Genomic DNA, 23835 nt, shown 5'->3' on the forward strand with positions numbered 1-23835 from the left:
CTTCACGCCTCTTCGGATTCGACGTCGATCACGCCTTCCGGTGGGAAGGCCAACCGGTTCGGAGAGGTCTTGCGGAACACGGGCTGCCCCGACAGCACCGTCGACCGGGCAAGCGTATTGCTGGCCACCGAGGACACGATGATCAGGCACAGCATGGCGACGACGGCCATGAGCAGGGATGACCAGGAGAAGCCTGCGGAATGCAGGTCGAAGACGTAGGCGGCGGCGACGATGAGCGGCATACCCAGCCCTGTAGCCGGTGAGAACACGTTGATCCGGGACAGAGCGTCACGGACGCGGAACATCGCCAGGGCGGAGCCGAGCAGCAGCAGCGACCCGGTGATGCCGAAGATCCCGACGAGGAAGGTGGCCAGAGTCTCGTTCATCAGCGGTGCCCCCTCGTGAGTATGCGCGACAGGGCGATGGTCGCGAGGATGCCGACCATCGAAGCCAGAAAGACCACGTCGAGAACGACCGAGGACGACACGGCGATGCCGAGCATCGTGACGATCGCGATGGCGGAGAAGTAGATGAGATCGGACACCACTGCCCGTGAACCCTGATCGCGCGCGGTGAGCACCCGGATCAGGCCGATGATGATGGCGGCGGCCAAGATGACGGCGCAGATGCCGACGACGACGATCACGACAGGTCTCCTTCCGGCTCGGCCCGCGGCGCCCGGCCCCGGGTCATGGCGAGCAGACGTGACTCCATATCGACCAGACCGGCCAGGGCATCCTCTTCGGAATCCTCGAACAGAGCGTGGACGAAGATCACGGGAGGTGTCGTGCTGGTACCGGCCGCGATCGCGGCGACCAGGGTGCCCGGAGTGATCGTGATCGATGAGGCGAAGAGGGTGACTTCGAGGTCGGTGGCGCAGCGCATCGGCAGTTCGACGATCATCGGTTCCGCATAGTCGGCACGGAAGAGCCGGGCGACGACGGTGACCGAACCGGTGATGATGGCCCAGACGATGAAGCCGAGGTAGGACACTCCGTGGACGAGACGCATCATGGTGTCAGCACCGCCTGGATGTAGTCACTGTGGTCGAGCAGTCCGGTCGCCGCCCGATGCGTGAGGTCGAGCAGAGGCTCCGGATAGGCGAACAGAGCGACGGAGACGCCGATCATCACCGTGGCGGGTGCGAGCAGCCGAGCAGGGATGCGCACGCTGCGCACGATCGGTTCGGCCGGGGCACGCCCGGTCTCGGCCGAGTCGGGCCGATAGGTCTGCATCGGCGGTCCCCAGAAGGTGTTGCGCCAGGTCCGCTGCAGCGCCAGGAGACTGATCAGAGCACCGATGACGATCGCGGCGACGAGGACCCAGCCGAATCCCCCGCCGAAATCCGTGGCCGCGGTGATGAGTCCGACCTTGCCCCACAGCCCCGATGTCGGAGGCAGACCGACGAGGGAGAACAGGCCGAGGACCATGAGCACGGTGGCCCACCTCTCACGGGACGCCAGGCCGGAGAGCTTCCGGAAGGATCCCGTTCCGTAGGTCTGTTCGACCGCCCCCATGATGAGCAGCAGCCCGGACATCGTGATCATGTGATGGATCATGTAGAAGGCACCGGCCCCGAGTGCCGCTGAGCTCAGCAGAGTGACGCCGAGGAGGATGTGCCCGACGCCCGCGGTCATCTGGAACCCGAGGACGTTGCGCACGCGCGCCTGCCCGAATCCGGAGAGCGCACCGATGAGGATGCTGGCCACGGCGACGACGAGCAGCACGTTCACCCACGGGGCGGGTTCACCGTAGACCGTGGTGTAGATGCGATAGACGGCGTAGAGTCCGACCTTCGAATGCAGGCCGGAGAAGAGGGACATCATCCCCGCCGAGGTGTTCGGGTAGGTGCGGACGAGCCAACCGTGGAACGGCGCACCGCCGGCTTTGATGAGCAGCGACAGCAGCACCACTCCGAGGGCGATCCCCGCCTGCCCGGTCGGTCTGCCCTGGTCGGCGAGGACCGCGAGGTTGACCGTACCCGTGGCACCGTAGACGAAGCCGACTCCGATGAGCAGCATCGTGGAGGTGAGCAGGTTGACCATGACATAGAGCCGTCCGATGCCGAGCCTGCGCCAGGTGCCGGTCACGGCAATAAGAGCGTAGGCCGGCAGCATCATCACTTCGACGAAGACGAAGAAGTTGAACAGGTCCCCGGTCAGCAGGGCCCCATAGACACCGGTGAGCATCATGAGGATGAGCGCAGGAACGAACCGATACTGGTCCTCTCCCGTGGTGATGAGGAACAGACAGCTGATGAACGCGACCAGGGAGGTGAGCACGAGCATGAGCGCGGTGAAGGTGTCAGAGACGAACACGATCGCCAGGCCGGGCACATAGTCGCCCACCGAATGTGCGAGCACCGGAGTGGACCGGTGGAGGCCGAGCAGCACGATGCCGCTGATGGCCACGAAGGCCGGGACCGCCAGGAGCAGCAGCCGGTCGAAGGTGCGTGAGGTGATGAGCACGCTCAGCGCCGAGGCGAGCAGCGGCACCCCGATGAGGAGGAGAAGCAGGGCGGAGTTCATGAGTCGCGCTCCTCCCCTGTCTCGGGGCTGCGTTTCTGATCGTCGTCATGACCGAGCACGGCCAGGGCGAGCATGAAGATCGTCACCGCCAAGGTGATGACGATGGCGGTGAGGACGAAGGCCTGGGGCAGAGGGTCGGCCGCTTCCGCCAGGCCGCTGCGGCCGGCGAGCGGTTCGCCTCGCCATGCTCCGACTCCGGCCGAGAGCAGAATGAAGTTCGCGGCATGTGAGATGAGGGTGAGCCCGAAGACTCCCCGGACCATCGACCGCTGCATCATGAGGTAGACGCCGCCGGTGGTGAGGACGCCGATCGTCAGTGCCAGAATCATGCTTCCTCCTCTCCGTCGACGGGTGGGTCCCCGTGGAGGATATGCGTCGAGGTGGCGCGCACCTTCTTCTCCTGCGCGGTCTCCACACTGCGGCGGCTGCGGTCGGGCCGCTCTCCGCGGATGGCTTCCATCGGCCCGCTGAGCTCACCGTAGAGCAGCTCGTCGGCGCGTTCACGGGTGCGTTCGACGTCGCGGCGGATGATGCCGTTGGTGAGCACATCGTCGCCGGCCGGCGTCGCAGCGGAGTCCGAGACGCCGAGGAGGTTGAACGACAGCAGCATGAGTCCGAGCACCGCGAGGTAGACGCCGAGGTCGAAGAGCATCGACGTCGTCCAATGCTGTCCGGCGAATTCGGTGTGCATGGGCTTGAGGAACGATCCGGCGAAGAGCAGACCGATGATGCCGGTGACCACGGCGACGCCGACGCCGGAACCGATGAGGTAGAGGGGCGCGCGCGGCGGACCGATCGCCCGGTCCTTCGGTGTGGACAGGTAGGCCAAGCCGATGACCGCCGCACCGATGAGCGCGGCGATGAACCCGCCGCCGGGCGAATTGTGTCCGCGCCAGAACACGATCAGCGATGTCACCGCCAGCAGAGGGCCGAGGACCTTGATCGTCAGCTGCAGCGGGATGACGTTCGGCCAGGCCTCGTGCACGGCGCGATAGGCGGTGGTGCCCTTCGGGCGGATCGACACCCAGGGCGGCCGCGGCGGCTCGGGAATGTTCTCGGCCGGCGGGTCGATGAACTTGTCCTTGACTGTCGACATCACGGCGACGATCGCGATGCCGGCCATGCCGAGCACCGTCAGCTCTCCCAGGGTGTCGAGGGCACGGAATTCGACGAGGATGGTGTTGACGATGTTCTTCCCGCCGCTGATGTCGGGGGCATGGTCGAGGTAGTACCGGCCCAGATCGGAGCGTTCCCGGCGCCCGTTGAGGACGAGTGTGAGAGCGGTCATCGCCGCGCCGACGATGATCGCCAGGATCAGACGCGGGGACTGCTTGCGCTTCGGATAGCGCCAGAACGAGCGAGGCAGCTTCTGCAGCACGAGCATGATGACGATGATCGTCATCGCTTCGACGAGGAGCTGGGTCAGCGTGACGTCGGGAGCACCGAGGGCGAGGATCTGCACGGTGGCGAGGATGCCGATCGCCGAGAGCGCGACCACGGTCGTCAGACGGGAATGGGAGGTGCACAGGACGAGCACCGCGACGGTGATGAGGATCAGCAGGATGATGTCCACCGGTCGGCTCAGTCCCTGCTCGAGCGGCGGCAGACTCGGGTACACGAGGGGGATCGCACAGATGGCCAGCAGGCTCAGTCCGCCCAGGGAGATCGCCAGGTAGGGTCCGGAGTTCATCGGGCGGACGAACACACCGAGTCCGTGACCGACACGGCGCAGGCCCGCATTGAGGCCGTCGATGACGTTCGCTCCGTCGAAGGGCGGTGTGGCCCGGTGGAAGAACGCGAACACGCGGGAGCGGCGGAGGATGATGACGACGCCGATGGCGATGATGAGGCCCGAGGCGAGGAGTTCGGCGGTGAAACCGTGCCACAGAGCCAGATGCACCGATCCCGCGGATTCGGGCATCGCCGCCCGCACCACTTGGTCGAGCGGGTTGTCGAAGACGAAGAGGACGAAGCTCAGCGGAATCGAAGCGAGGATCGGCACTGCGGCGGCCGTGAGCATGACCGCCGACCCCCGGTGGATCTGCCGCGGTTCGGGTTCGCTACCGTCGATGAAGCTGCCCCACACTGTCTTCGCACAGTAGGCGAAGGTGAGCACTGAGGCGCCCGCTGCGATGAGCAGAGCCAACCAGCCGGCCCATGGACCGCCCGGCGCCTCGCCGAGGGCGGTGAACAGGGATTCCTTGGAGACGAAGCCGAGCAGCGGCGGAATCCCGGCCATCGAGCCGCAGCCGATGATGAGCACGACGAACGCGGCCGGAGCGCTGCGTCTGAGCTTCGGGATCCGCGCGAGGTCGCGGGTGCCTGCGAGGTGGTCGACGACGCCGACCATCATGAACAGACCGGATTTGAACAGGGCGTGGGCGATGACGTGCAGGGTGGCTGCGGCGATCGCGGCTTCGGTGCCGACGCCGATGACGGCGGTGATGAGGCCGAGCTGCGAGACCGTCGAATAGGCCATGAGCTTCTTCACGTCGTGCTGGTTGAGGGCGAACCACCCGCCCAGGCAGGCGGTGAAGAGACCAGCGGTGATGAGCAGGATGTTCCAGGCCGGGGTGGCGTGGAAGGTCGGCGAGAACCGCAGCATGAGGAAGATTCCGGCCTTGACCACCGCTGCGGCGTGCAGATATGCCGAGACCGGCGTGGCTGCGGCCATGGCATCGGGCAGCCAGGAATGGAAGGGGAACTGTGCGGACTTCGTCATAGCGGCGATGCCGATGAGCACGGCGACAGCGGTCGTCACCTCAGGCTGGCCCGCCCACACCGGGGAACCGATCGCCTCGCTCAGATGCGTCGTGCCGGTCACCGCGATGATGACTCCGGTGGCCACCAGCAGACTGAGTCCGCCGATGAAGGTGAAGAACATCGTCCGCAGCGCCGGTGCCTGTCCGGGGGAGCCGGAGCGAGCGATGAGGAAGAACGAGGCCAGTGACGTCAGTTCCCAGCAGACGAAGAGCACGAGCACATCATTGCTGAGCACGAGCGCGACCATGGAGAAGGTGAAGATCACCATCAGCCAGTAGAAGCTCGTATTCCGTCCGTGCGGGAGGTACTTCGTCGAATAGGCGAAGACGACCGCCCCGATGATGAGCGCGATGTAGGTGAAGACGACGCCGAGCCCGTCGGCTCGCAGGGCGAGGTCCACGCCGAACCGGGGAATCCACGGGTAGGCCGCTTCCGGGGTGTTCCCGGCCATCACCTCGGCGGCGGTGGGTGTGAACAGTGCGGCGACGCCCAGATAGGCGACCGCCAGCGGCCAGCCGCTCGCCCGGCCGGCGAACCGAGTGATGCCCGGGGTGATGACGACGAGCGCGGCGAGTGCGATGAGAGTGAGGATCATGACCGGCCCTCAGCGGCCGCAGACGCAGGTGATGGTTCCTTCACTCACTGATCCTTCATCGCGATGTGCGAATACTGATTATCGTAGACTTACGAAGAATCAGACTATCGACTCGGAGTTCCATGAGCAAAAGCACAATGACCCCTCGGCCCGAGTCGCGGCTGTCGGTGTTCTTCGACGCGCGCTTCACCCGCACAACGCATCATGACGGAATCTCCCGCTACGGCGCGTGCCTCCTCGCGGCTCTCCTCGAAGCCGTCGAGGACACGGATATCGACGTCACCGCCATCATCAGCGATCGGGCGCAGCTGGCCCTGCTGCCGGAATGTCGATGGGTCGAACTCAACGACCCCACCTCCCCCGCCGAGGTCGCCGTCGCCGGCAGGCTCAACGCCCTCGGAGCCGATGTCGTGTTCTCCACAATGCAGACGATGGGCTCCTTCGGACGTCGCTACGGCCTCATCCTCACCATCCACGACCTCATCTACTATTCGCATCCGCAGCCGCCGGGCGATCTCCCGCTGCCGATCCGTCTGCTGTGGCGGGCCTACCACCTCAGCTACACTCCGCAGCGGCTTCTGCTCAACCGAGCCGATGCCGTCGCGGCCGTGTCCGAGACGACGAAGGACCTCATCGCCGCCCACCACCTGACCACCAAGCCGGTGGCTGTGGTTTCAAACGCCGCCGAGGTGGCCGCGGCGAGCACGCGGACCGTGAACCGCAGCGATGCGAAGACGCTCATCTATATGGGCGCCTTCCTGCCGTACAAGAACGTCGAAGCACTCATCCGCGCACTCGAACACCTGCCGGGATGGACCCTGCACATCGCCAGCAGAATCGAGGGACGCCGAGAAGCGCAGCTGCGGTCGCTCATCCCCGACCGGGCGAAGGTCGTGTTCCATCGCGGGATCAGCGAAGAGGACTATGCTCGACTCCTCGACGAGGCGACAGCACTCGTCACGGCATCCCGCGAGGAGGGCTTCGGTCTGCCCGTCATCGAGGCGATGGCGCAGGGGGTTCCGGTCGCGGTCTCGGACATTCCGATCTTCAATGAGATCGCCGGTGCGGCGGCGGTGTACTTCGACCAGGAGGATCCGCGCTCGATTGCGGAGGCGATCACCCGGCTCACCGACGCGGGAACTTGGGAGAAGCAGTCACAGGCGGGCCTGGTCCAGTCGCAGAAATTCGATTGGACCGACTCGGCTGCGGCTCTCGTCGAGCTCATCCGTTCGGTCGCTGCCGAACGGACAACGGGTGCGACGAAGCGCATCGGCGGTGCCGACGAGCGGGAATCGAGGAGCTGAGGCCGGGATTGCCGACCGGTCCGTCGGACGCAGGGAACGGGCTCAGCGGGTGTTCGTGCCCCAGCTGCGCAGCACCCATCCGCGTTCGGACCAGCCGAACTCTCCGTGCCCGCAGTTGCCGAGCACGCCGATGCGACCGGTGCCGGTCATGTCGAGGAGGATCTCCGCGGCCCCGCGGAGCACGGCACCGTGGGCGACGATGGCGATCGTCTCGGCGGTCGCCGATTCGACGATGTCGGTGATGGCAGCGGCGACACGGTTGCCCGATCGGGACCGGGATTCTCCTCCCGGGGGTGCGCCATCGGCACCGGAGACCCAGTCGGCGAGTTCGGACGGCCAGGTCAGGCCCACCTCGGCGCGGGTCGATCCTTCCCACTCGCCGAAGGCGGCTTCGCGCAGACGAGCGTCACGGGATGATGCGAGGCCGACGAGCGAGGCGAGGATATCAGCGGTCTCCGCGGCCCGGGAGAGGTCTGAGGAGACGATGTGCTCGGGGGCGAACTCGGCGAGCCTACGGGCGGCCTCAGCGGCCTGAGCGCGACCGGTGTCGTTCAGCGGCACATCGGACTGTCCCTGGAATCGCCCCTCGACGTTGAAGTCGGTCTGACCATGGCGCCAGAACAGGACGGTCTTCGTCATTCGTCTGCGTCGGGTTCGGGCAGGTTCAGGTCGATGACCGGCACGTCCTTCCACAGTCGCTCCAGCGCATAGTACTCGCGCTGTTCGGCGGAGAAGACGTGGACGACGATCTCTCCGAAGTCGAGCAGGACCCAGTCGCCCCCGCGTCCCTCACGCCGCAGCGGTGTGCGGTCGTGTTCGCGTTGGACGGCCTCTTCGACGGAGTCGATGATCGCATCGATCTGGCGTTCGTTGTCGGCGGAGATGATGAGGAAGGCATCGGTGATGTAGAGCGTGGAACTCACATCGAGGCCGATGATGTCGGTGCCGAGCTTCTCGTCCGCGGCTTTCGCGGCGGTCTGAAGCAGCTGAGTGGAATCGGCGATCTCGCTCACAAGATCCTTTCGCATGGATGCAGGAATGCAGGTGGTGTCACTGGAACATGATGAAGGCGACGACAATGAGGGCCAGCGCGAAGAAGGCGGCGATCCCGAGGATGATGTAGGGCATCTTCGAGGGCTCTTCCCCCATGAGGATCTGCCCGTCGTGTCCGGTCACCGACCTGGCGGGGATGCGGGTTCCCGGTGGGTTCTCCGTCTCCTCGTCTTCGTAGTCGCTGTTCGGCAGAGCCCAGGCTTCGGGGACGGCGTCCATGGGACGGGTCTCCGGGTTCGCAGCCAGTGCCCGTGCCGCATCATCGGATCCGGGCTCGTGAGCTGGGGTGTTCGCCTCACGGTTCGTCGCATCGTCTGCCGACGCCGTTTCGGTGCCGGCCGACGCTGCGGTCGGTTCCTCAGCGGTGCCGGGTTCGTCGGTCGTGGGGATCTGCGCCGAGGCCGCGGTGACGACACGCACGCCCGAGGTCGACGGCGGCTGGACGATCGGCATCCGGCGCGAACGGGAGGCCGGTTCCGGCCCGTCCTGTTCGGACTGTCCAGCCTCGGTCTTCTCAGTGGGTTCGTCCTTCGCAGCAGGTTCTTCACTCCCCAGTGCTTCGGCAGCCGAATCAGCAGCGTCCGTCTCGCCCGACGCCGCGGCATCGGTCGAGCCCGGAGCCGGTGTCTCGGTCGAGCCCGCGGCCGGTGCGTCGGTACCCGGCGTCGTCGGGGACTCGTCGACGGCGTCCTCGTCGAGAGCGGAGAACGGCATCGAGAGCGCATCGTAGGGTTCGCTCTCACGGGTCGTCGGCCGCGGGGCGGAGTCGGCGGTCACCGGGGCTTCGAAGTCGCGTGCGGCGACTTCCTCGGTGGCTCCGCCGAACCCGGCGGCATCGTAGGATTCGTGTTCGGCCAGGGGCTCGCTCTCCGAGCTTTCGCCGAAGGCGGGGTCGGAGGCGTCGGAGTCCGCGGTCGTCGTCTCGCCGGATGCGTCGTCGTCGGCCGCTGCCGCGGCGGACTCTGTCACAGTGGGCGAAGACTTCGCAGGGGTGCTCTCGGCAGGCGCGTCCTCGCCGGCCTCGGCGATCTCGGGCAGCGGACCGGTCAGTCGACCCTCGGAGGCGGCCTGACGTTCGGCCAGTTCCGTCTCATCGGCGACGACGGGCAGGGCACCGGTCGACAGATCGCCATAGTGCGAGAGGCCGTGTTCGCGCAGGTAGCGCTTCTTCTCGGCTCGGGACTGGAAATGCGGCAGCGGGGCCCGTTGCGGATCGAGACGATCCTCGGCATGCACCGGGGGCCGCGACTCCTGCGGGTAGTCCGAAGCCAGGGCTCCGCGTTCGTGGCTGGTTCGCGGCGCAGGGGCGGGATCGATGCGGGAGCTCGCGGCGTGGTCGCCCTCAGCCTCGGGTGCACCCGTGTCGGACGTGCCTGCATCGCCGGCTTCCTCACGGGGTGCCGGCGGGGTCTCGGGCTTCTTCGGCGACGCCGGGGTGAGGAGATCGGCGCGAGAGTTCGGGGCCTCTTGCGGCTGCTCAGGAACCGCTCGTGCCTCGAACGCCTGTTCCGCCGCCTGCCGTTCGGCTTCGCGCCGGGCTCGACGTGACGTGAACTGCTCCTCAGCCATTCTCACTCCTGTACAACTCGTATTTCGCGATGTATTGCACGACGCCGTCCGGTACGAGATACCAGACAGGCGCGCCGTCCATCACCCGTTGTCTGCAATCCGTGGACGATATCGCCAGCGCCGGAATCTGCACGAGACTCAGCCGATCCACCGGGAGTCCCTCACCATGGAGTTCGTGCCCGGGGCGGCTGACCCCGACGAAGTGTGCCAAGGAAAACAGCTCATCCACATTCTTCCACGTCAGGATCTGAGCCAAAGCGTCCGCGCCGGTGATGAAGAACAACTCTGTGTCCGAACCGTAGCTGCGGGCCAGATCCCGCAGCGTATCGATGGTGTAGGTCGGACCCGGGCGGTCGACGTCCGCGCGAGAGACGGTGAAACGTGGATTCGATGCGGTGGCGACGACGGTCATCAGGTACCGGTGTTCGGCGCTGGTGACCTCTTCGACGTCCTTCTGATACGGCCGTCCGGTGGGGACGAAAACCACCTCGTCGAGGTCGAAGGTCGCTTGGACCTCACTTGCCGCGACGAGGTGGCCGTGGTGGACGGGGTCGAAGGTGCCGCCCATGACACCGACTCTGCGTCTGTGCTCTGCCATATCAGTGGCGGTGCGAGATGCCCTTCCACGACCGAGTCACAATGCCGATCGTGAGGAAGATCGCCAGGGTGGTGAGTCCGAACCAGATCGGATCCATCGGCAGCTCGGTGTGGGCTGCATGCTCAGCACCTTCGGCCGCGGCTGCCAAGATGGCTGCGTTCACGTGATTACTCCTTCTCATTTCCTCCGACGCGGAAAGTGCGCGCCGGTTTCACTGTTCTCTCATTTTCTCATGAACGACCCCGTTATTCGGCATCGACATGACTTCGATCGGTTTCGAATCCGCCGAGGCGGGGCCGGGGAGGCTCCGATCGTGACGGTTTCGCCCCGGTTGGGGATCAGGAACGGATCTGTCCGTTGCCCATCATCACCCACTTCGTCGTCGTCAGCTGCTCGAGGCCCATCGGACCGCGAGCGTGCAGCTTCTGCGTGGAGATGCCGACCTCGGCTCCGAAGCCGAGCTCTCCCCCATCGGTGAATCGGGTGGAGACGTTGACCCCGACGGCCGCGGCGTCGATCGCGGCGACGAAGGTGTCGGCATTGTCGAGGTCCTTCGTGACGATGACTTCGGTATGCCCGGAGCTGTAGGCGCGGATGTGGTCGATGGCCTCTTCGATCCCGGTGACGAGCTTGATCGCGATCTCCAGACCGAGGTATTCCTTGGCCCAGTCGCGCCGTGAGACCCGGCGGACCTTCATCGTCGAGGGGGCCAGGGCAGAGACATCGGAGTCGGCGTGGACGATGACGCCGGCCTGATCGAGGCGTTCGAGGATCTTCGGCAGCACCCGTTTGGACGCTTTCTCATGGACGAGCAGCGTCTCGAGGGAGTTGCAGACGCTGGGCCGGTGCGTCTTCGAATTCAGCACGAGGTCGACGGCGGTCTTCACCGTGGCCGTGGAGTCGACGAACATGTGGACGTTGCCGACCCCGGTCTCGATCACGGGCACGATCGATTCCTGCACGACCATATTGATGAGTTCGGCGCCGCCTCGGGGAATGAGCAGGTCGACGAAGTCACGGGCGTTCATGAGCACGTTCGCTCCCTCACGGCCGTACTGGTCGATGCCGTTGATCGTGTCGGCGGGCAGCCCTGCCGATTCGACGGCGCCGCGGAGGACGGAGATGATCTCCGCGTTCGAGTTCTGCGCTGCCGAACCTCCGCGCAGCACCGAGGCGTTGCCCGATTTCAGGGCGAGCACGGCGATGTCGACGGTGACGTTCGGGCGGGCTTCGTAGATGGCTCCGATGACGCCCATCGGCACTCGCGTCTGGGTGAGCTTGATGCCGTTGGGCAGGGTTCGGCCGAGGACGACGTCGCCGACGGGGTCGGAGAGGTCGATGACGGCTTCGACCGAATCCGCGATCGCGGCGATGCGACCGGCGTCAAGACGGAGGCGGTCGAGCAGCGCTTCGCTCATTCCGTTCTCGGTGCCGGCGGCGATGTCGGCGTCATTGGCCTTGACGATGCGGTCGGTATGGGTCCGCAGCGCCTCGGCGATGGCGTGCAGGGCGGCATTCTTGTCGGCCGTCGAGGTCGTGGCCAGCAGGCTCGATGCGGTTTTGGCATTGCGCGCGATCCGGGTCACGCCGCGCACAGTCTTGGGGTGGATCTCGGCTGCAGCGCTCATGTGCTATCTCCCCCCGCTCACATGTGTGAGAACGAGATCGTTACGATGGATGACCTCTTTACGGTAATCATTTCCCAGACGGGTGCCAAGTTCCTCGGTCGTGGACCCGAACATCAGCGGCAGCTCCTCGGACGAGAAGTTCGTCATCCCCCGGGCGATGACCTCGCCGTCGATGCTGCGGATCTCGACCGGGTCGCCGGCCTCGAAGTCTCCGTCGGCCGCGGTCACGCCCGCCGCGAGCAGAGAAGTGCCTCGGGAGAGCACCGCCTGCTCGGCCCCCCTGTCGATGGTCACCGACCCGAAGGTCCGCGCAAGGTGCCGCAGCCACAGCAGACGCGTGCCGCGACGTCGGTGGGTGACCGCGAAGTACGTGCCCACTTCGTCCCCGGCCAGCACCGAGTCGACCTGGGGCGCCGATGTCAGCACCGCGGGGATACCGGAATCGGCGACCATGATCGCGGCGTCGACCTTCGTGGCCATCCCGCCGGTGCCCGTCCCGGCGGAGCCGACCCCGCCGATGGCGATGGTCTCGAGATCGCTCGGACCGTGCACATGATCGATGAGGCGCGAGCCGGGCCGGTCCGGGGGCCCCGAGTAGAGGGCGTCGACGTCGGAGAGGAGGACGAGTGCATCCGCGTGGGACAGGTGTGCGACGAGGGCTGCGAGCCGGTCGTTGTCACCGAAGCGGATCTCCTCGGTGGCCACGGCATCGTTCTCGTTGACGATGGGCAGAGTGCCCAGGGCGAGGAGTTTGTCGATGGCCCGCTGGGCGTTCTTGTACTGTGTCCGACGGATGAGGTCATCGGCGGTGAGCAGCACCTGACCGGGCACGAGATCGTAGCGTCCCAGAGCACGGGTGTAGGCGGCCATGAGCAGTCCCTGGCCGACGCCGGCCGCGGCCTGCTGAGTGGCGAGATCGCGGGGCCGTCTGTTCAGGCCCATCGGGTCGAGGCCGGCCGCGATCGCGCCGGAGGACACGAGGATCACCTCATGCCCGGCGGCGCGATGAGCACCGATGACATCGGTGAGCGCAATGAGCTTGGCTTCGTCGAGGCCGCCGTCGATGGTGGTCAGAGAAGACGAACCGACCTTGACCACGACACGACGCGCGGTGGCGATGTCCTCGCGGACGGCCGGCGCTGCAGTTCTCCCGTGCGAAGAGGCGCTCACTCCTCGTCGGTCCCCGACTCAGTGGCTGCCGACGGCTCGGAGCCGGCGCTGCCCTGACGCCGAGCACGCTCGGCGAGGCGTTCCTGTTCGAACTCGGCGCGCACGGCGGCCTTCGCGTCCATTCTGTCGTGGTAGGCGGCCTTGCGCTCCTTGCGGGTGGCGCGAGCCTCGTCCTCGAGTCGGGCGTCGGAGCCGCGGGAGCCGAGCAGTTCGGCTCCGCCGATGGTCGTGGGGTCCCAGTCGAAGACCACTCCGTCATCGCCGCCGACGACGATCGTGTCCCCGGGTTTGGCGCCGGCCTTGAACAAGGCATCTTCGACGCCGAGGTGTTCGAGTCGGTCGGCCAGATAGCCGACGGCTTCGTCGTTGCCGAAGTCCGTCTGCTGCACCCAGCGGCGCGGTTTGTCGCCGAGGACGCGGAACAGCGGTCCTTCGGCGTCGTGTTCGACGCGGATCTCGAAACCGCGATCGTCGACGGCCTTCGGGCGGATGACCACACGCTGCGGGGTGGCTTCGATCTCGGCGCGACGTTCGCGTTCGGCCAGCACGAGTTCGGCCATGGCGAAGGACAGCTCGCGCAGTCCGGCGTGGCTGACCGCGGAGATCTCGAAGACTCGGTACCCCGCGGCTTCGAGGTCGGGGCGCACGATGTCGGCGAGATCGCGTCCGTCGGGGATGTCGACCTTGTTCAGTGCCACGAGCTTCGGTCGTTCCGACAGCGGCAGCAGTCCGCTGCCGTCGTCGAGGTCGACGGCGTAGGCGGCGAGTTCGGATTCGATGATCGTGAGATCGGAGACCGGGTCGCGTCCGGGCTCCCACGTGGCCATATCGATGACGTGGACGAGGCCGGCACAGCGTTCGACGTGGCGGAGGAACTCGAGCCCGAGACCCTTGCCCTCCGAGGCCCCGGGGATGAGACCCGGCACGTCAGCGACGGTGTAGCGGGTGTCGCCGGCCTGGACCACACCGAGGTTGGGCACCAAGGTGGTGAAGGGGTAGTCGGCGATCTTCGGCTTCGCCGCAGACAGCGCAGCGATGAGGCTCGATTTGCCCGCGGAGGGGTACCCGACGAAAGCGATGTCGGCGATCGTCTTGAGCTCGAGGACGAGGCTCAGCGTCTCTCCGGGCTCACCGAGCAGAGCGAAGCCGGGAGCCTTGCGCTTCGTCGAGGCCAGGGCGGCGTTGCCGAGTCCCCCGCGTCCGCCTGCGGCCGCGGTGAACTCGGTGCCGTCTTCGACGAGGTCGATGATGATGCTGCCGTTGGTGTCCTTGACCACTGTGCCTTCGGGCACATCGATGACAAGGTTCTTGCCGTCGGCTCCATGACGCAGGTCGCCCTTGCCGATCCCCCCGCCGTCAGCGCGCAGGTGCGGTCGATGGTGGAGCGGCAGAAGAGTCGTGGACTGACGGTCGACTCGGAAGATGATGTTTCCGCCATTGCCGCCGTCGGCGCCGTCGGGGCCGCCGAGCGGTTTGAACTTCTCGCGCCTGATCGAGGCGCACCCGTTCCCACCGTCGCCGGCGGCGAGGTGAACAGTGACACGATCTACGAACTCGGTGGCCATAATGTCCTTATATCAGATGAAGGGTGAGTCGTTCGACTCACCCTTCATGGTCCCCTCACAGGGGAGAAATCCTATTGACGACGGAACGGATCCTAAAGGATCAGGCTCCGACGATGTTGACGATCTTGCGACCGTTGCGGGTGCCGAATTCCACGGCGCCTGCACTCAGTGCGAAGAGGGTATCGTCTCCGCCGCGGCCGACGTTGGAACCGGGGTGGAACTTGGTTCCGCGCTGGCGGACGATAATCTCGCCGGCCTTGACGGTCTGACCGCCGAAGCGCTTGACACCGAGGTACTGTGGGTTCGAGTCGCGACCGTTGCGGGTCGAGCTGACTCCCTTTTTGCTTGCCATGTGAGAAGTCTCCTCTTACTTGATGTTCGTGATCTTCAGGCGGGTGAGGTCCTGGCGGTGGCCCTGACGCTTCTTGTATCCCGTCTTGTTCTTGTACTTCTGGATCACAATCTTGGGCCCGCGGAGCTCGCCGGTGACCTCAGCGGAGACCGAGACCTTCGACAGGGCATCGGCATCGGTCGTGACCGTCTCACCGTCGACAAGAAGCACGGCATCGAGTTCGACGCTGTCTCCAGCCTTCGCCTTCATTCGGTTGACTGTGATGATGTCGCCGACGCTCACCTTTTCCTGGTGGCCTCCGGCGCGGACGATGGCATAGACCATGGTCGAACCCTCTTTCTGCTAATTCTCAAACGAACGGCGGTTGTCCCTTGGCTGCCGCGAAGGGTCTTCGCAGGCTTCCCATTGAGAGGAATCACCAGCCGTGGTGCGTCACACGCACCGACGCTCAATTCTAATCGAGACTGCGCGACATCGGCAAACCCGTTCGACATCGGTCGACGACTGAGATGCTGACTGTGAGACATCTCTCACAGCTTCATGAGTCTGCCTCATCTCCGCAGACGCCTCTGTCTCTTCAGCTGTCGCGCGACTCCGCGATGCGTTCGTGCCGGCGGATCACCTCGGCGACGATGAAGGCGAGGAACTTCTCGGCGAAGGCGGGATCGAGGTGTGAGTCCTCGGCCAGCACCCGCAGTCGGGCGACCTGCTCGGTTTCACGGGATTCGTCGGCCGGCGGCAGTCCGTGGTCGGCCTTGAGCTCGCCGACGCGCTCGGTGAGCTTGAATCTCTCGGCCAGGAGATGGACGAGGGAGGCGTCGATGTTGTCGATGCTTCCCCGCAGCTCCCGCAGCCGCTGAAATGCGTATGTGTTGTCGTCTCTGTTCTGCTCCACGCATCCCAGTCTAACGATGCCCGGGCATGATTGTGCGCCGCGTCCGGGCGCGCGGCGCACAATCATCGCAGTTCGGCAGACATGCCCGGGAATGCGGGAGTCTCAGTCGCTCAGGCAGGCCGTTCGACAGGGACGGCGTCGACGGTGTCCGGGTCGCCGAGCGTGCCGGCCCTGCGGTCGGCCAGGTACTTCTTCATCTCCTTCTTCACCACCGGCATGAGCAGGTAGAGGCCGAGAATGTTGATGAAGGCACACATGAACAGGGCCGCATCGGCGAATTCGACGACCTTCGAGAAGGTGGCCACGCAGCCGATGACGACGAAGATGCACACGAGGGCGCGGAACACGGTGACGCTGCCTTTCGCCTTGCCGAACAGGAACCCCCAGGCCTGCTCCCCGTAGTAGGCCCAGGTGATGAGCGTGGAGAAGGCGAAGAGCGCGACAGCGATCGCCAGCAGCACCGGATACCAGGACGCGACGGTGGAGAAGGCGTCCGAGGTCAGGGCCACTCCCCCGATCTCTCCTGCGCCGAGGTCCTCACGGTAGGAGGCCTGATTGGCCACGATGATCGTCAGCGCCGTCATCGTGCACACGATGACGGTGTCGATGAAGGGCTCGAGGAGCGCGACGAATCCTTCGGAGATCGGACGTCGGGTCTTGACTGCGGAGTGTGCGATCGGGGCGGAGCCGATGCCGGCCTCATTGGAGAAGGCCGAACGCTGGAAGCCGATGATCATCACGCCGACGACGCCGCCGGCGATGCCCTGCGGGTTGAAGGCGCCGGCGAAGATCTCGCCGATGGCGTTCGGGATGTTCGCGTAGTTGAGCCCGAGCACGAGCAGACAGGAGACGACGTAGAAGATCGCCATGCCGGGAACGAGCTTGTCGGTGACCTTCGCGATGGAGCGGATGCCGCCGAGGATGACGAGGGCCACGAGGACGGCGAAGATGATGCCGAAGACGAGCGAGGCGAAGGGGCCGGCGAGGAATCCGTCGTCCCCGCCGGTGGCCGTGCGCACCTGAGCGAAGGTCTGGTTGGCCTGGAACATGCCGCCGCCGACCACGCCGAAGATGAGGATGGCGATCGCGAAGAGACCGGTGAGCGTCGTCGCCACCGGCTTGCTGAAGCGGCGGAAGGCCACGGGCAGGTACTTGAACGGACCGCCGTGGACCACGCCGTTCTCGTCGATCTCGCGATACTTCACACCGAGAGTGCATTCGACGAATTTCGTGCACATGCCCAGGAGGCCCGCGATGATCATCCAGAAGGTGGCGCCCGGACCGCCGAGCGCGATGGCCACGCCGACACCGGCGATATTGCCGAGGCCGACAGTGCCGGACAGCGCCGAGGCGAGAGCCTGGAAGTGAGTGACCTCGCCGGGGTCGTCCTTCGACGAGTACTTCCCGCGGATGATCTCGAGAGCGAGTTTCGCTCCGCGCGCTTGGATGAAGCCGAAGTAGACGGTGAAGGCCAGGGCCGCGAAGATCAGCCACAGGACGACGAACGGAAAGGAGAAGTCTCCGAGGGTGATCGGAAAGAAGATGATGTTGCCGAACCACGTGGCGATCGGATCGAACCATGAGTCGATGGCATCGTCGACCGGAGAGACCGGCGCTGCTGAGATATGAATGGTGTTCATGATCTGTCAACCTCCCTGAGACGCACATCACATTCAAGCGCTCCGACCCGCGGAGCCGGTTCAGTTATCAAACCGTTACCGAACCGCCCGCACGCGGCTGCTCCTGAGACCCGCGTCTCATTCTGTGGCCTAGACTGGAGGCATGACTCAGAACCCTCAGCAGCCAGCTCCCCGACGGAATCAGCCACCCGGTCATGGTCCCGTGCCCAGCGGTGATCCGGCCCCGCACTACCAGGCCGGGCACACGCAGCCGGCCGCGTATCCGGGAGCCGAACCCGTGACCAACCCGAACGGGCATTACGGTTCACAGGGGTCTCAGGCAGGCTCTTCGGGCATGTCGGATTCGGGGCCCGCTTATGGTCCGCCCGGCGGTGCGCAGGCGAACACGGGCGCACCCCAGCATCATGGTCCCGGCCCCGCCTCTCCGATCCCCCAGGAGGCTCGTCGTCGACGTTCGGCGCCGAACCCGACCTCGAACCGGCCCACCGACTCTCCACAGCACCCCACCTCGGCGAATGGGCCGACCCCGGCCCGAATCGTCTCTCCCGAGGGAGAACGGGTGCGCGAGAAGCCTGCGGGAGGAGTCTCCGGCTACTTCGCAATCGTCGGAGCCATCGGTCTGCTTCTGCTCGCCCTCATCCTTGGTGTCTTCGGCTTCATCATGACGTTCGTTCAGGTCGCAATCGGCGTCATCCTCATCGTCTTCGGTGTCCTCAGCTTCATCGCATCGATGTTCCTCTTCAAGGGCTGCACTTCGGTGGCACCCGGTCATGCCGTCGTCCTCCAGCTCTACGGCAAGTACGTCGGCACGGTCCGCCAGTCGGGCCTGCGCTTCGTCAACCCCTTCTACACGAAGGATCAGGTCTCCACGCGCATCCGCAATCATGAGACCTCGACGCTGAAGGTCAACGATCTCGACGGCAACCCGATCGAGATCGGTGCCGTCGTCGTCTGGCAGGTCAAAGACACTGCGCAGGCGATGTTCGAAGTCGACGACTTCGAGGAGTTCGTCGCGATCCAGGCCGAGACCGCGGTCAGGCACATCGCGAACTCCTATGCCTATGACTCGTCTGATCCACAGCGGATGTCGCTGCGTGACAATGCCGATGAGATCACCTCGAAGCTCTCCGACGAGGTGGCCGCCAGAGTGATGGCGGCCGGAGTGACGGTCATCGAGTCCCGCATCACCCAGTTGGCCTACGCTCCCGAGATCGCCCGCGCGATGCTCCAGCGCCAGCAGGCGACTGCGGTCGTTGCGGCGCGTCAGCTCATCGTCGAGGGCGCGGTCGGCATGGTCGAGACGGCCATCGAGGAGATCGAGGGACGACAGATCGTGCGGCTGGGTCAGGCCGAACGCAGCGATCTCGTCTCGAACCTCATGATCGTCCTCTGCGGTGATCAGGCGGCGCAGCCGACGATCAGCACCACCCGCAATCAGCAGTCGGCGGGCTGAGCACCGCCTCTCTCAGAGCGTCAAGCGCCCCGCCGACGGAACTCCGTCGGCGGGGCGCTTGACTGTCCGCTCAGCAGACTGTCTGCTCAGCGCGGCGGCGGTGTCGCGCACCGCCTCGAGGCTCAGTTCTCGCCGATGATGACGAATGAGGTCGGCAGCTCTTCCTGGACCTTCTCACTCGTCTTCTTCGCAGGTGCCGGGGACTTCTTCGCAGCGGCCTTCCGGACGGGCGCGACGGCGGCCACCTTCGTCTCGGTGTCAGCACCGATCATCAGCGGCAGATCCTTCGGCTCTGGTGCGGGAGCGGGCGCTGAGTCCTCACTCTTCTGCGCACGCTTTGCCGATGAGTCCTCGGGCGCGGGCTTCTTCGCTCCCGAGTCCTTGGACTCGGGCGTCGCGGCCGCGGTTTCGGGCTCCGCCTTCGAGCCCGCGTCCTTCGGCTTGTCTGCGGAACCGTCCGCAGAGTCCTTCGCGTCCGCGGTGTCGGACTGGCCGGACCGGGAGTTCGAGCGGCGACGCCCGTTGCGCGAACGCGAACGGGACTTGCCGGTGTCCTCGGCGCCCGACTTCTCCTCGCGCCCGCTCTCAGACTTCGCTTCTGCGGAGTCCGTTTCGTCCTTCTTCAGCGTCGCCTTCGCAATCGCAGCGAATGCAGAGCGGGAGGCATCGGACGAGACCGGCTCCTCCTGCGTCTCCGGTTCGCTCTGCTTCGACTTCGATCCCGAATCTCCGCGGCGCTTGCGGTCGCGACGGTTGTCGTTGTTCGATGATCGGTTGCCGCGGTGCGACTTCGATCCGTCCTCTTCGGAGCCCGGCAGCAGCAGGCCGCGACCGCTGAGGTCCTCTCCGGCGCTGACGAGGGATTCGGCCAGGCCGGTGCCGATGCGCTTGCGGGTCATCTGGACGAGACCCAGCGAGGTCACCTCGGCGACCTGGTGCTTCGTCCTATCACGCCCGAGGCATTCGACGAGGCGGCGCACGACGAGGTCGCGGTTGGACTCGAGCACCATGTCGATGAAGTCGACGACGATGATGCCGCCGATGTCACGCAGACGCAGCTGACGGATGACCTCCTCGGCGGCTTCGAGGTTGTTGCGAGTCACCGTCTCCTCGAGGTTGCCTCCGGAACCGGTGAATTTGCCGGTATTGACGTCGACGACCGTCATCGCTTCGGTCCGGTCGATGACCAGCGAACCGCCCGATGGCAGGTTCACGGTGCGCTGCAGAGCCTTCTGGATCTGCTCTTCGATCCGGTAGTGGTCGAAGATGTCTTCGTCTTCGCTGTAGCTGTGGACGCGTTCGAGCAGGTCGGGGGCCACGGATTCGACGTATTCGTGGATCGTGTTCCAGGCTCCGTCGCCGTCGATGACGAGCGAGTTGAAGTCTTCGTTGAACACGTCGCGGATGATGCGCACGATCATGTCAGGCTCGCTGTAGAGCAGCTGCGGGGCGAGCACCTTCGTCGACTTGGACTTCTTCTCGATCGTCTCCCAGCGCTTGGCGAGGCGTTCGACGTCACGGGAGAGATCCGAATCGGTGGCTCCCTCGGCGGCGGTGCGCACGATGACGCCGTTCGAATCGCCGACGAGCTCTTTAAGCAGCTTCTTCAGTCGGGCACGTTCGTTGTCCGGCAGCTTCCGCGAGATGCCGGTCATCGAATTGCCGGGCACATAGACGAGGAACCGGCCGGGCAGGGAGATCTGGCTGGTCAGTCGAGCACCCTTGTGCCCGATCGGGTCCTTCGTCACCTGCACGAGCACGGGGTCGCCGGGGCTCAGCGCGGTTTCGATGCGACGGGCTTTGCCGTCCATGCCGAGAGCGTCCCAGTTGACCTCACCGGCGTAGAGCACGGCGTTGCGGCCCTTGCCGATGTCGATGAACGCGGCTTCCATGCTCGGCAGCACGTTCTGCACCTTGCCGAGGTAGACGTTGCCGATGAGCGAGGACTGCTGGCGGTTCTCTTTGAGATAGTGTTCGACGGCGATTCCGTCTTCGACGACGACGAGCTGCGTCTGGTCACCGCTTTCGCGCACGAGCATCGTACGTTCGACGGATTCGCGGCGGGCGAGGAACTCGGCCTCGGTGATGATCGGGCGACGGCGCCCGGCCTCACGGCCCTCCTTGCGACGCTGACGTTTCGCTTCGAGTCGCGTCGATCCCTTCAGGGACGTGACCTCGTCGCGCTCGGAGCTGCGTGTGCGGGAGCGACGACGGCGGCGCCGACGTGAGCCTCCGTCGGAGTCGTCGTCTTCGTCATGCTCATCCGAGTGGGAGTCATCGGAGCTGCTGGCATCGGAGTTGTCGTCGGAACCGTGATCGGACTTCGAGTGCGAATCGTGTGAGTCCGAATCGGACTTCTGCTTCCCACCGCGATTGTTCGACCGGGAGCCGCGACGAGACGACCGCGAGTTCTCCGAATCGGAGTCGTCGCCCTCGGAGTCCTGGGGCTTCTCCGACTTCCCGGAAGCCTCGTCGGCGTCGTCGTGGGAGTCGTCGCGGTTGCGCGAGCGGCGTCCGCGGCCTCCTCGACGGCGACGCGGACCATTGGAGTTCTCGTCTTCGTCATGGTCGCCTCGGCGAGAGGACGAGGAGTCCTCGTCGGAGTCCTGGGAATCGTCCCAGTCATCGTCAGAGCCTTCGTCGTCGATGTTCACGACCTGAGCGTGTTCTGCCTTCGGCACCTGGAAGATCAGGCCGCCGTCGTGCGGAACGGACGGCGCGGGGCGGGGTTCGGCCGGCTCCGCTGCCGCCGGGGCGGGAGCGGCGAAGGGATTGCGCGGATCGAAGCTCACGGCCGGCTCACGCGGAGAGGAGTCCTCCGCCGAGTTCTCCTCGTCATCTTCGTCGTCATCGGAGCCCTCGTCGTCGGAGCTCTCAGCGTCCGCGTCCCCGCGGACGAACTCCTCGAAGACGAGTCCTCGATTGGCGACGGCCTCACGGGCGGACTTGGGCCGGCCCCGGCGGGGAGCCGACTCCGGTTCCTCATCATCGCCGTCACCGTCGACCTCGTCACCGATCCGCAGCGATTCGGCCGCCTCGGCGATGTCATCGAGACGTGCACGCACACTGTCGTCGACGTCGTCGGAGGAATTGCTCTTGGCGTTGACCGACTGCTCCAGATTCGCCAGATCGGCGAGGATGCCTTCGGTTGGATCTGTCGACTCTGTACCGTCGTTCGACATATCGTTCATCAGTTCTCCCAGTCCGAAGACGCCGTCCACACCAAACGGATCTTCGGATCCTTACATGGTCCCCAGTGGACCGAAACTTGTGGATGGCACTTTCCGGCTCGCGCTCAGCGCGTAGGCCTTCGGTGCAGCCTCATCTTGTTGTCGACCTGCGAGGTCATACCCTCGACTCGGTGGAGGCCCTTCTCCTGCTCGGTGTGAGAACAGGTATCCGTCATGCCATTATGTCACAGATGTCCGTCTGAGCTGAGGTTTCGGCCCTCGGGGTTTGCCGCGGTGAGGTCGGCCAGGCATTCTTGAAGGGTGAACAGTGCACAGAGCCTCTCCGATGACATCGATGCCGCTCCGACCGTCTCTTCGTGGGTGCTGAGGCCCGGCCCGTTCGGGATCTTCCTCATCGTTGGCTCGGTGATCGGCTTCCTCGCTTCCTTCTCCCTGTCAGCAGAGAAGTACGAGAAGCTGGCGAATCCGGATGTCGTGCTCTCCTGCGACCTCAACCCCTTCTTCTCCTGCGGTTCGGTCATGGAGCATGCGGAGTCGGAGCTGTTCGGGTTCCCGAATCAGCTTCTGGGCATCGCCGCGTTCATCATCCCGCTGCTCATCGGTGTCCTCATCCTCTCCGGCACCAGACTGCCCGGTTGGGTGATGATCGGACTCAACCTCGGGCTCGGCCTCGGCGTGGTCCTGGTCATGTTCCTGTTCTACATCTCGATCTACAAGATCGGCGTCGGCTGTCCCTGGTGCATCGTCGTGTGGACCGTGACGATTCCGATGTTCCTGGCGGTCACCGCCCGCAATGTGCTCTCCGGCCACTTCGGCCGCGGTGTCGCAGGCAACGCGTTCGCCCGGGTCGCCGCCAAGGAGAACATCGCCTTGTCCGTGCTCTGGATGCTCATCATCTTCGCCTGCATCGTCGTCCAGTTCTGGGCGTACTTCTCCAACCTGTTCTCAGGTTCTGCAGTCCTCAGACCCTGAGCTGCAGTGAGGGCGCCCCACCGCAGCGGTGGGGCGCCCTCACTGGTCATCCGCGACCTGCGCCTGCAGGTTCGGCCTGCACCGGCACGATCGATCTGTGCTCGCGGGCCGTGGTCTGGTCAGGCTTCAGCCGGGTACCAGATGCCGATCTCGCGTTCGGCCGATTCGGTGGAGTCGGATCCGTGGACGAGGTTCTTCTGCACCTTCTCACCCCAGTCGCGGCCGAGGTCACCGCGGATCGTGCCAGGAGCCGCGCTCGTCGGATCGGTGGCACCGGCCAGAGACCGGAAGCCGGGAATGACGCCCTGGCCGGAGGCGATGATCGACACGATCGGGCCTTCGGACATGAAGTCGACGAGCGGCTGGTAGAAGGGCTTGCCTTCGTGTTCGGCATAGTGCGCGGCCAGTTCCTCGGCCGTGGCCGTACGCAGGTCGAGCGCATCGATCGCGTAGCCCTTGGCTTCGATGCGTGCGACGATCTGTCCGACGAGGCCGCGTGCGACTCCGTCGGGTTTGATGAGGATGAGGGTACGTTCCATTCTGGTCCTTCCAAGTTCGA

At 65.5% G+C, this 23835-nt stretch carries 23 protein-coding genes; 3 read left to right on the forward strand and 20 right to left on the reverse strand.

Annotation, left to right across the window (positions count from 1 at the left end):
- Positions 1–2 precede the first annotated feature (2 nt).
- From ACSE4D_RS00225 to ACSE4D_RS00250, 6 genes are read right to left on the reverse strand one after another with little or no spacing between them, the layout of a single operon-like run.
- Entirely contained in the window at positions 3–386 is a 384-nt protein-coding gene (locus ACSE4D_RS00225; protein WP_436326390.1) for a cation:proton antiporter, read from the reverse strand.
- Positions 386–646 (reverse strand): monovalent cation/H+ antiporter complex subunit F, encoded by a 261-nt coding sequence (locus ACSE4D_RS00230; RefSeq protein ID WP_135538526.1) that lies wholly within the window; start codon positions 644–646, stop codon positions 386–388. Before ACSE4D_RS00230 ends, ACSE4D_RS00225 begins: the two co-directional genes overlap by 1 nt.
- Entirely contained in the window at positions 643–1014 is a 372-nt protein-coding gene (locus tag ACSE4D_RS00235) for a Na+/H+ antiporter subunit E (protein ID WP_436326391.1), read from the reverse strand. Before ACSE4D_RS00235 ends, ACSE4D_RS00230 begins: the two co-directional genes overlap by 4 nt.
- Complete coding sequence (locus ACSE4D_RS00240; RefSeq protein WP_436326392.1) at positions 1011–2528, reverse strand: monovalent cation/H+ antiporter subunit D family protein; 1518 nt, start codon at positions 2526–2528, stop codon at positions 1011–1013. Before ACSE4D_RS00240 ends, ACSE4D_RS00235 begins: the two co-directional genes overlap by 4 nt.
- Positions 2525–2857: a sodium:proton antiporter gene (locus tag ACSE4D_RS00245; protein WP_135538531.1), complete on the reverse strand. Its 333-nt coding sequence runs from the start codon at positions 2855–2857 to the stop codon at positions 2525–2527. The genes ACSE4D_RS00240 and ACSE4D_RS00245 overlap by 4 nt, the downstream gene beginning before the upstream one ends.
- Positions 2854–5886, reverse strand: a complete 3033-nt coding sequence (locus ACSE4D_RS00250) for a DUF4040 family protein (protein ID WP_436326393.1) — start codon at positions 5884–5886, stop codon at positions 2854–2856. The genes ACSE4D_RS00245 and ACSE4D_RS00250 overlap by 4 nt, the downstream gene beginning before the upstream one ends.
- Positions 5887–6008: 122 nt before the next feature.
- Here ACSE4D_RS00250 and ACSE4D_RS00255 point away from each other — a divergent pair, with 122 nt between their 5' ends.
- Positions 6009–7190 carry a glycosyltransferase family 4 protein gene (locus ACSE4D_RS00255; protein ID WP_436326394.1) on the forward strand — a complete coding sequence of 394 codons (1182 nt, stop codon included), beginning with the start codon at positions 6009–6011 and terminating at the stop codon, positions 7188–7190.
- A gap of 42 nt (positions 7191–7232) precedes the next feature.
- Here the strand turns inward: ACSE4D_RS00255 and ACSE4D_RS00260 are convergent, their stop codons facing one another.
- The 12 genes from ACSE4D_RS00260 to ACSE4D_RS00315 all read right to left on the reverse strand — a co-directional run bounded on the left by ACSE4D_RS00260 (position 7233) and on the right by ACSE4D_RS00315 (position 17660).
- Positions 7233–7829: a histidine phosphatase family protein gene (locus tag ACSE4D_RS00260; protein WP_425119507.1), complete on the reverse strand. Its 597-nt coding sequence runs from the start codon at positions 7827–7829 to the stop codon at positions 7233–7235.
- Complete coding sequence (rsfS, locus tag ACSE4D_RS00265; RefSeq protein WP_240689652.1) at positions 7826–8203, reverse strand: ribosome silencing factor; 378 nt, start codon at positions 8201–8203, stop codon at positions 7826–7828. Before rsfS ends, ACSE4D_RS00260 begins: the two co-directional genes overlap by 4 nt.
- 37 nt (positions 8204–8240) lie before the next feature.
- Positions 8241–9812 carry a hypothetical protein gene (locus ACSE4D_RS00270; RefSeq protein WP_436326395.1) on the reverse strand — a complete coding sequence of 524 codons (1572 nt, stop codon included), beginning with the start codon at positions 9810–9812 and terminating at the stop codon, positions 8241–8243.
- Positions 9805–10410 (reverse strand): nicotinate-nucleotide adenylyltransferase, encoded by a 606-nt coding sequence (gene nadD, locus ACSE4D_RS00275; RefSeq protein ID WP_135538543.1) that lies wholly within the window; start codon positions 10408–10410, stop codon positions 9805–9807. The genes ACSE4D_RS00270 and nadD overlap by 8 nt, the downstream gene beginning before the upstream one ends.
- 1 nt (position 10411) lies before the next feature.
- Positions 10412–10573 (reverse strand): hypothetical protein, encoded by a 162-nt coding sequence (locus ACSE4D_RS00280; RefSeq protein ID WP_167854366.1) that lies wholly within the window; start codon positions 10571–10573, stop codon positions 10412–10414.
- Positions 10574–10748: 175 nt separating this feature from the next.
- Positions 10749–12038 carry a glutamate-5-semialdehyde dehydrogenase gene (locus ACSE4D_RS00285; RefSeq protein WP_135538545.1) on the reverse strand — a complete coding sequence of 430 codons (1290 nt, stop codon included), beginning with the start codon at positions 12036–12038 and terminating at the stop codon, positions 10749–10751.
- Positions 12039–12041: 3 nt separating this feature from the next.
- Entirely contained in the window at positions 12042–13208 is a 1167-nt protein-coding gene (gene proB / locus ACSE4D_RS00290; RefSeq protein ID WP_135538547.1) for a glutamate 5-kinase, read from the reverse strand.
- On the reverse strand, positions 13205–14773 hold the full coding sequence (gene obgE, locus ACSE4D_RS00295) for a GTPase ObgE (protein ID WP_436326396.1): 1569 nt from the start codon (positions 14771–14773) through the stop codon (positions 13205–13207). The genes proB and obgE overlap by 4 nt, the downstream gene beginning before the upstream one ends.
- A 100-nt stretch (positions 14774–14873) precedes the next feature.
- Positions 14874–15125, reverse strand: a complete 252-nt coding sequence (rpmA, locus tag ACSE4D_RS00300) for a 50S ribosomal protein L27 (protein ID WP_135538551.1) — start codon at positions 15123–15125, stop codon at positions 14874–14876.
- A 15-nt stretch (positions 15126–15140) separates the two neighbouring features.
- A complete protein-coding gene (gene rplU / locus ACSE4D_RS00305) occupies positions 15141–15449 on the reverse strand; it encodes a 50S ribosomal protein L21 (RefSeq protein ID WP_135538553.1) in 309 nt (102 codons plus the stop codon).
- 253 nt (positions 15450–15702) lie between these two features.
- Complete coding sequence (locus tag ACSE4D_RS00310) at positions 15703–16020, reverse strand: chorismate mutase (RefSeq protein WP_240689656.1); 318 nt, start codon at positions 16018–16020, stop codon at positions 15703–15705.
- A gap of 110 nt (positions 16021–16130) precedes the next feature.
- Positions 16131–17660, reverse strand: coding sequence for an alanine/glycine:cation symporter family protein (locus tag ACSE4D_RS00315; protein ID WP_436326397.1), 1530 nt, complete (start codon positions 17658–17660; stop codon positions 16131–16133).
- 142 nt (positions 17661–17802) lie between these two features.
- Between ACSE4D_RS00315 and ACSE4D_RS00320 the strand changes: the two genes are divergently transcribed.
- Positions 17803–19113, forward strand: coding sequence for an SPFH domain-containing protein (locus ACSE4D_RS00320; protein ID WP_436326398.1), 1311 nt, complete (start codon positions 17803–17805; stop codon positions 19111–19113).
- A gap of 122 nt (positions 19114–19235) precedes the next feature.
- Here ACSE4D_RS00320 and ACSE4D_RS00325 read toward each other — a convergent pair whose 3' ends face one another.
- Positions 19236–22304, reverse strand: a complete 3069-nt coding sequence (locus ACSE4D_RS00325) for an Rne/Rng family ribonuclease (protein WP_436326399.1) — start codon at positions 22302–22304, stop codon at positions 19236–19238.
- 300 nt (positions 22305–22604) lie between these two features.
- Here ACSE4D_RS00325 and ACSE4D_RS00330 point away from each other — a divergent pair, with 300 nt between their 5' ends.
- Entirely contained in the window at positions 22605–23276 is a 672-nt protein-coding gene (locus ACSE4D_RS00330; protein WP_436326400.1) for a vitamin K epoxide reductase family protein, read from the forward strand.
- Between the two features lie 119 nt (positions 23277–23395).
- Here ACSE4D_RS00330 and ndk read toward each other — a convergent pair whose 3' ends face one another.
- Complete coding sequence (gene ndk / locus ACSE4D_RS00335; RefSeq protein WP_135538562.1) at positions 23396–23815, reverse strand: nucleoside-diphosphate kinase; 420 nt, start codon at positions 23813–23815, stop codon at positions 23396–23398.
- Between the last annotated feature and the right edge of the window lie 20 nt (positions 23816–23835).

Source organism: Brevibacterium sp. FAM 27836 (assembly GCF_051351055.1).
Taxonomy (GTDB): Bacteria; Actinomycetota; Actinomycetes; order Actinomycetales; family Brevibacteriaceae; genus Brevibacterium.

Bases quoted from the DNA above. Each gene is read 5' to 3' on its own strand.
- ACSE4D_RS00225 (WP_436326390.1), bottom strand. From the start codon at position 386: ATGAACGAGACTCTGGCCACCTTCCTCGTCGGGATCTTCGGCATCACC.
- ACSE4D_RS00235 (WP_436326391.1), bottom strand. From the start codon at position 1,014: ATGATGCGTCTCGTCCACGGAGTGTCCTACCTCGGCTTCATCGTCTGG.
- ACSE4D_RS00240 (WP_436326392.1), bottom strand. From the start codon at position 2,528: ATGAACTCCGCCCTGCTTCTCCTCCTCATCGGGGTGCCGCTGCTCGCC.
- ACSE4D_RS00245 (WP_135538531.1), bottom strand. From the start codon at position 2,857: ATGATTCTGGCACTGACGATCGGCGTCCTCACCACCGGCGGCGTCTAC.
- ACSE4D_RS00250 (WP_436326393.1), bottom strand. From the start codon at position 5,886: ATGATCCTCACTCTCATCGCACTCGCCGCGCTCGTCGTCATCACCCCG.
- ACSE4D_RS00255 (WP_436326394.1), top strand. From the start codon at position 6,009: ATGAGCAAAAGCACAATGACCCCTCGGCCCGAGTCGCGGCTGTCGGTG.
- ACSE4D_RS00260 (WP_425119507.1), bottom strand. From the start codon at position 7,829: ATGACGAAGACCGTCCTGTTCTGGCGCCATGGTCAGACCGACTTCAAC.
- ACSE4D_RS00270 (WP_436326395.1), bottom strand. From the start codon at position 9,812: ATGGCTGAGGAGCAGTTCACGTCACGTCGAGCCCGGCGCGAAGCCGAA.
- nadD (WP_135538543.1), bottom strand. From the start codon at position 10,410: ATGGCAGAGCACAGACGCAGAGTCGGTGTCATGGGCGGCACCTTCGAC.
- ACSE4D_RS00285 (WP_135538545.1), bottom strand. From the start codon at position 12,038: ATGAGCGCTGCAGCCGAGATCCACCCCAAGACTGTGCGCGGCGTGACC.
- obgE (WP_436326396.1), bottom strand. From the start codon at position 14,773: ATGGCCACCGAGTTCGTAGATCGTGTCACTGTTCACCTCGCCGCCGGC.
- rpmA (WP_135538551.1), bottom strand. From the start codon at position 15,125: ATGGCAAGCAAAAAGGGAGTCAGCTCGACCCGCAACGGTCGCGACTCG.
- rplU (WP_135538553.1), bottom strand. From the start codon at position 15,449: ATGGTCTATGCCATCGTCCGCGCCGGAGGCCACCAGGAAAAGGTGAGC.
- ACSE4D_RS00315 (WP_436326397.1), bottom strand. From the start codon at position 17,660: ATGAACACCATTCATATCTCAGCAGCGCCGGTCTCTCCGGTCGACGAT.
- ACSE4D_RS00320 (WP_436326398.1), top strand. From the start codon at position 17,803: ATGACTCAGAACCCTCAGCAGCCAGCTCCCCGACGGAATCAGCCACCC.
- ACSE4D_RS00325 (WP_436326399.1), bottom strand. From the start codon at position 22,304: ATGAACGATATGTCGAACGACGGTACAGAGTCGACAGATCCAACCGAA.
- ndk (WP_135538562.1), bottom strand. From the start codon at position 23,815: ATGGAACGTACCCTCATCCTCATCAAACCCGACGGAGTCGCACGCGGC.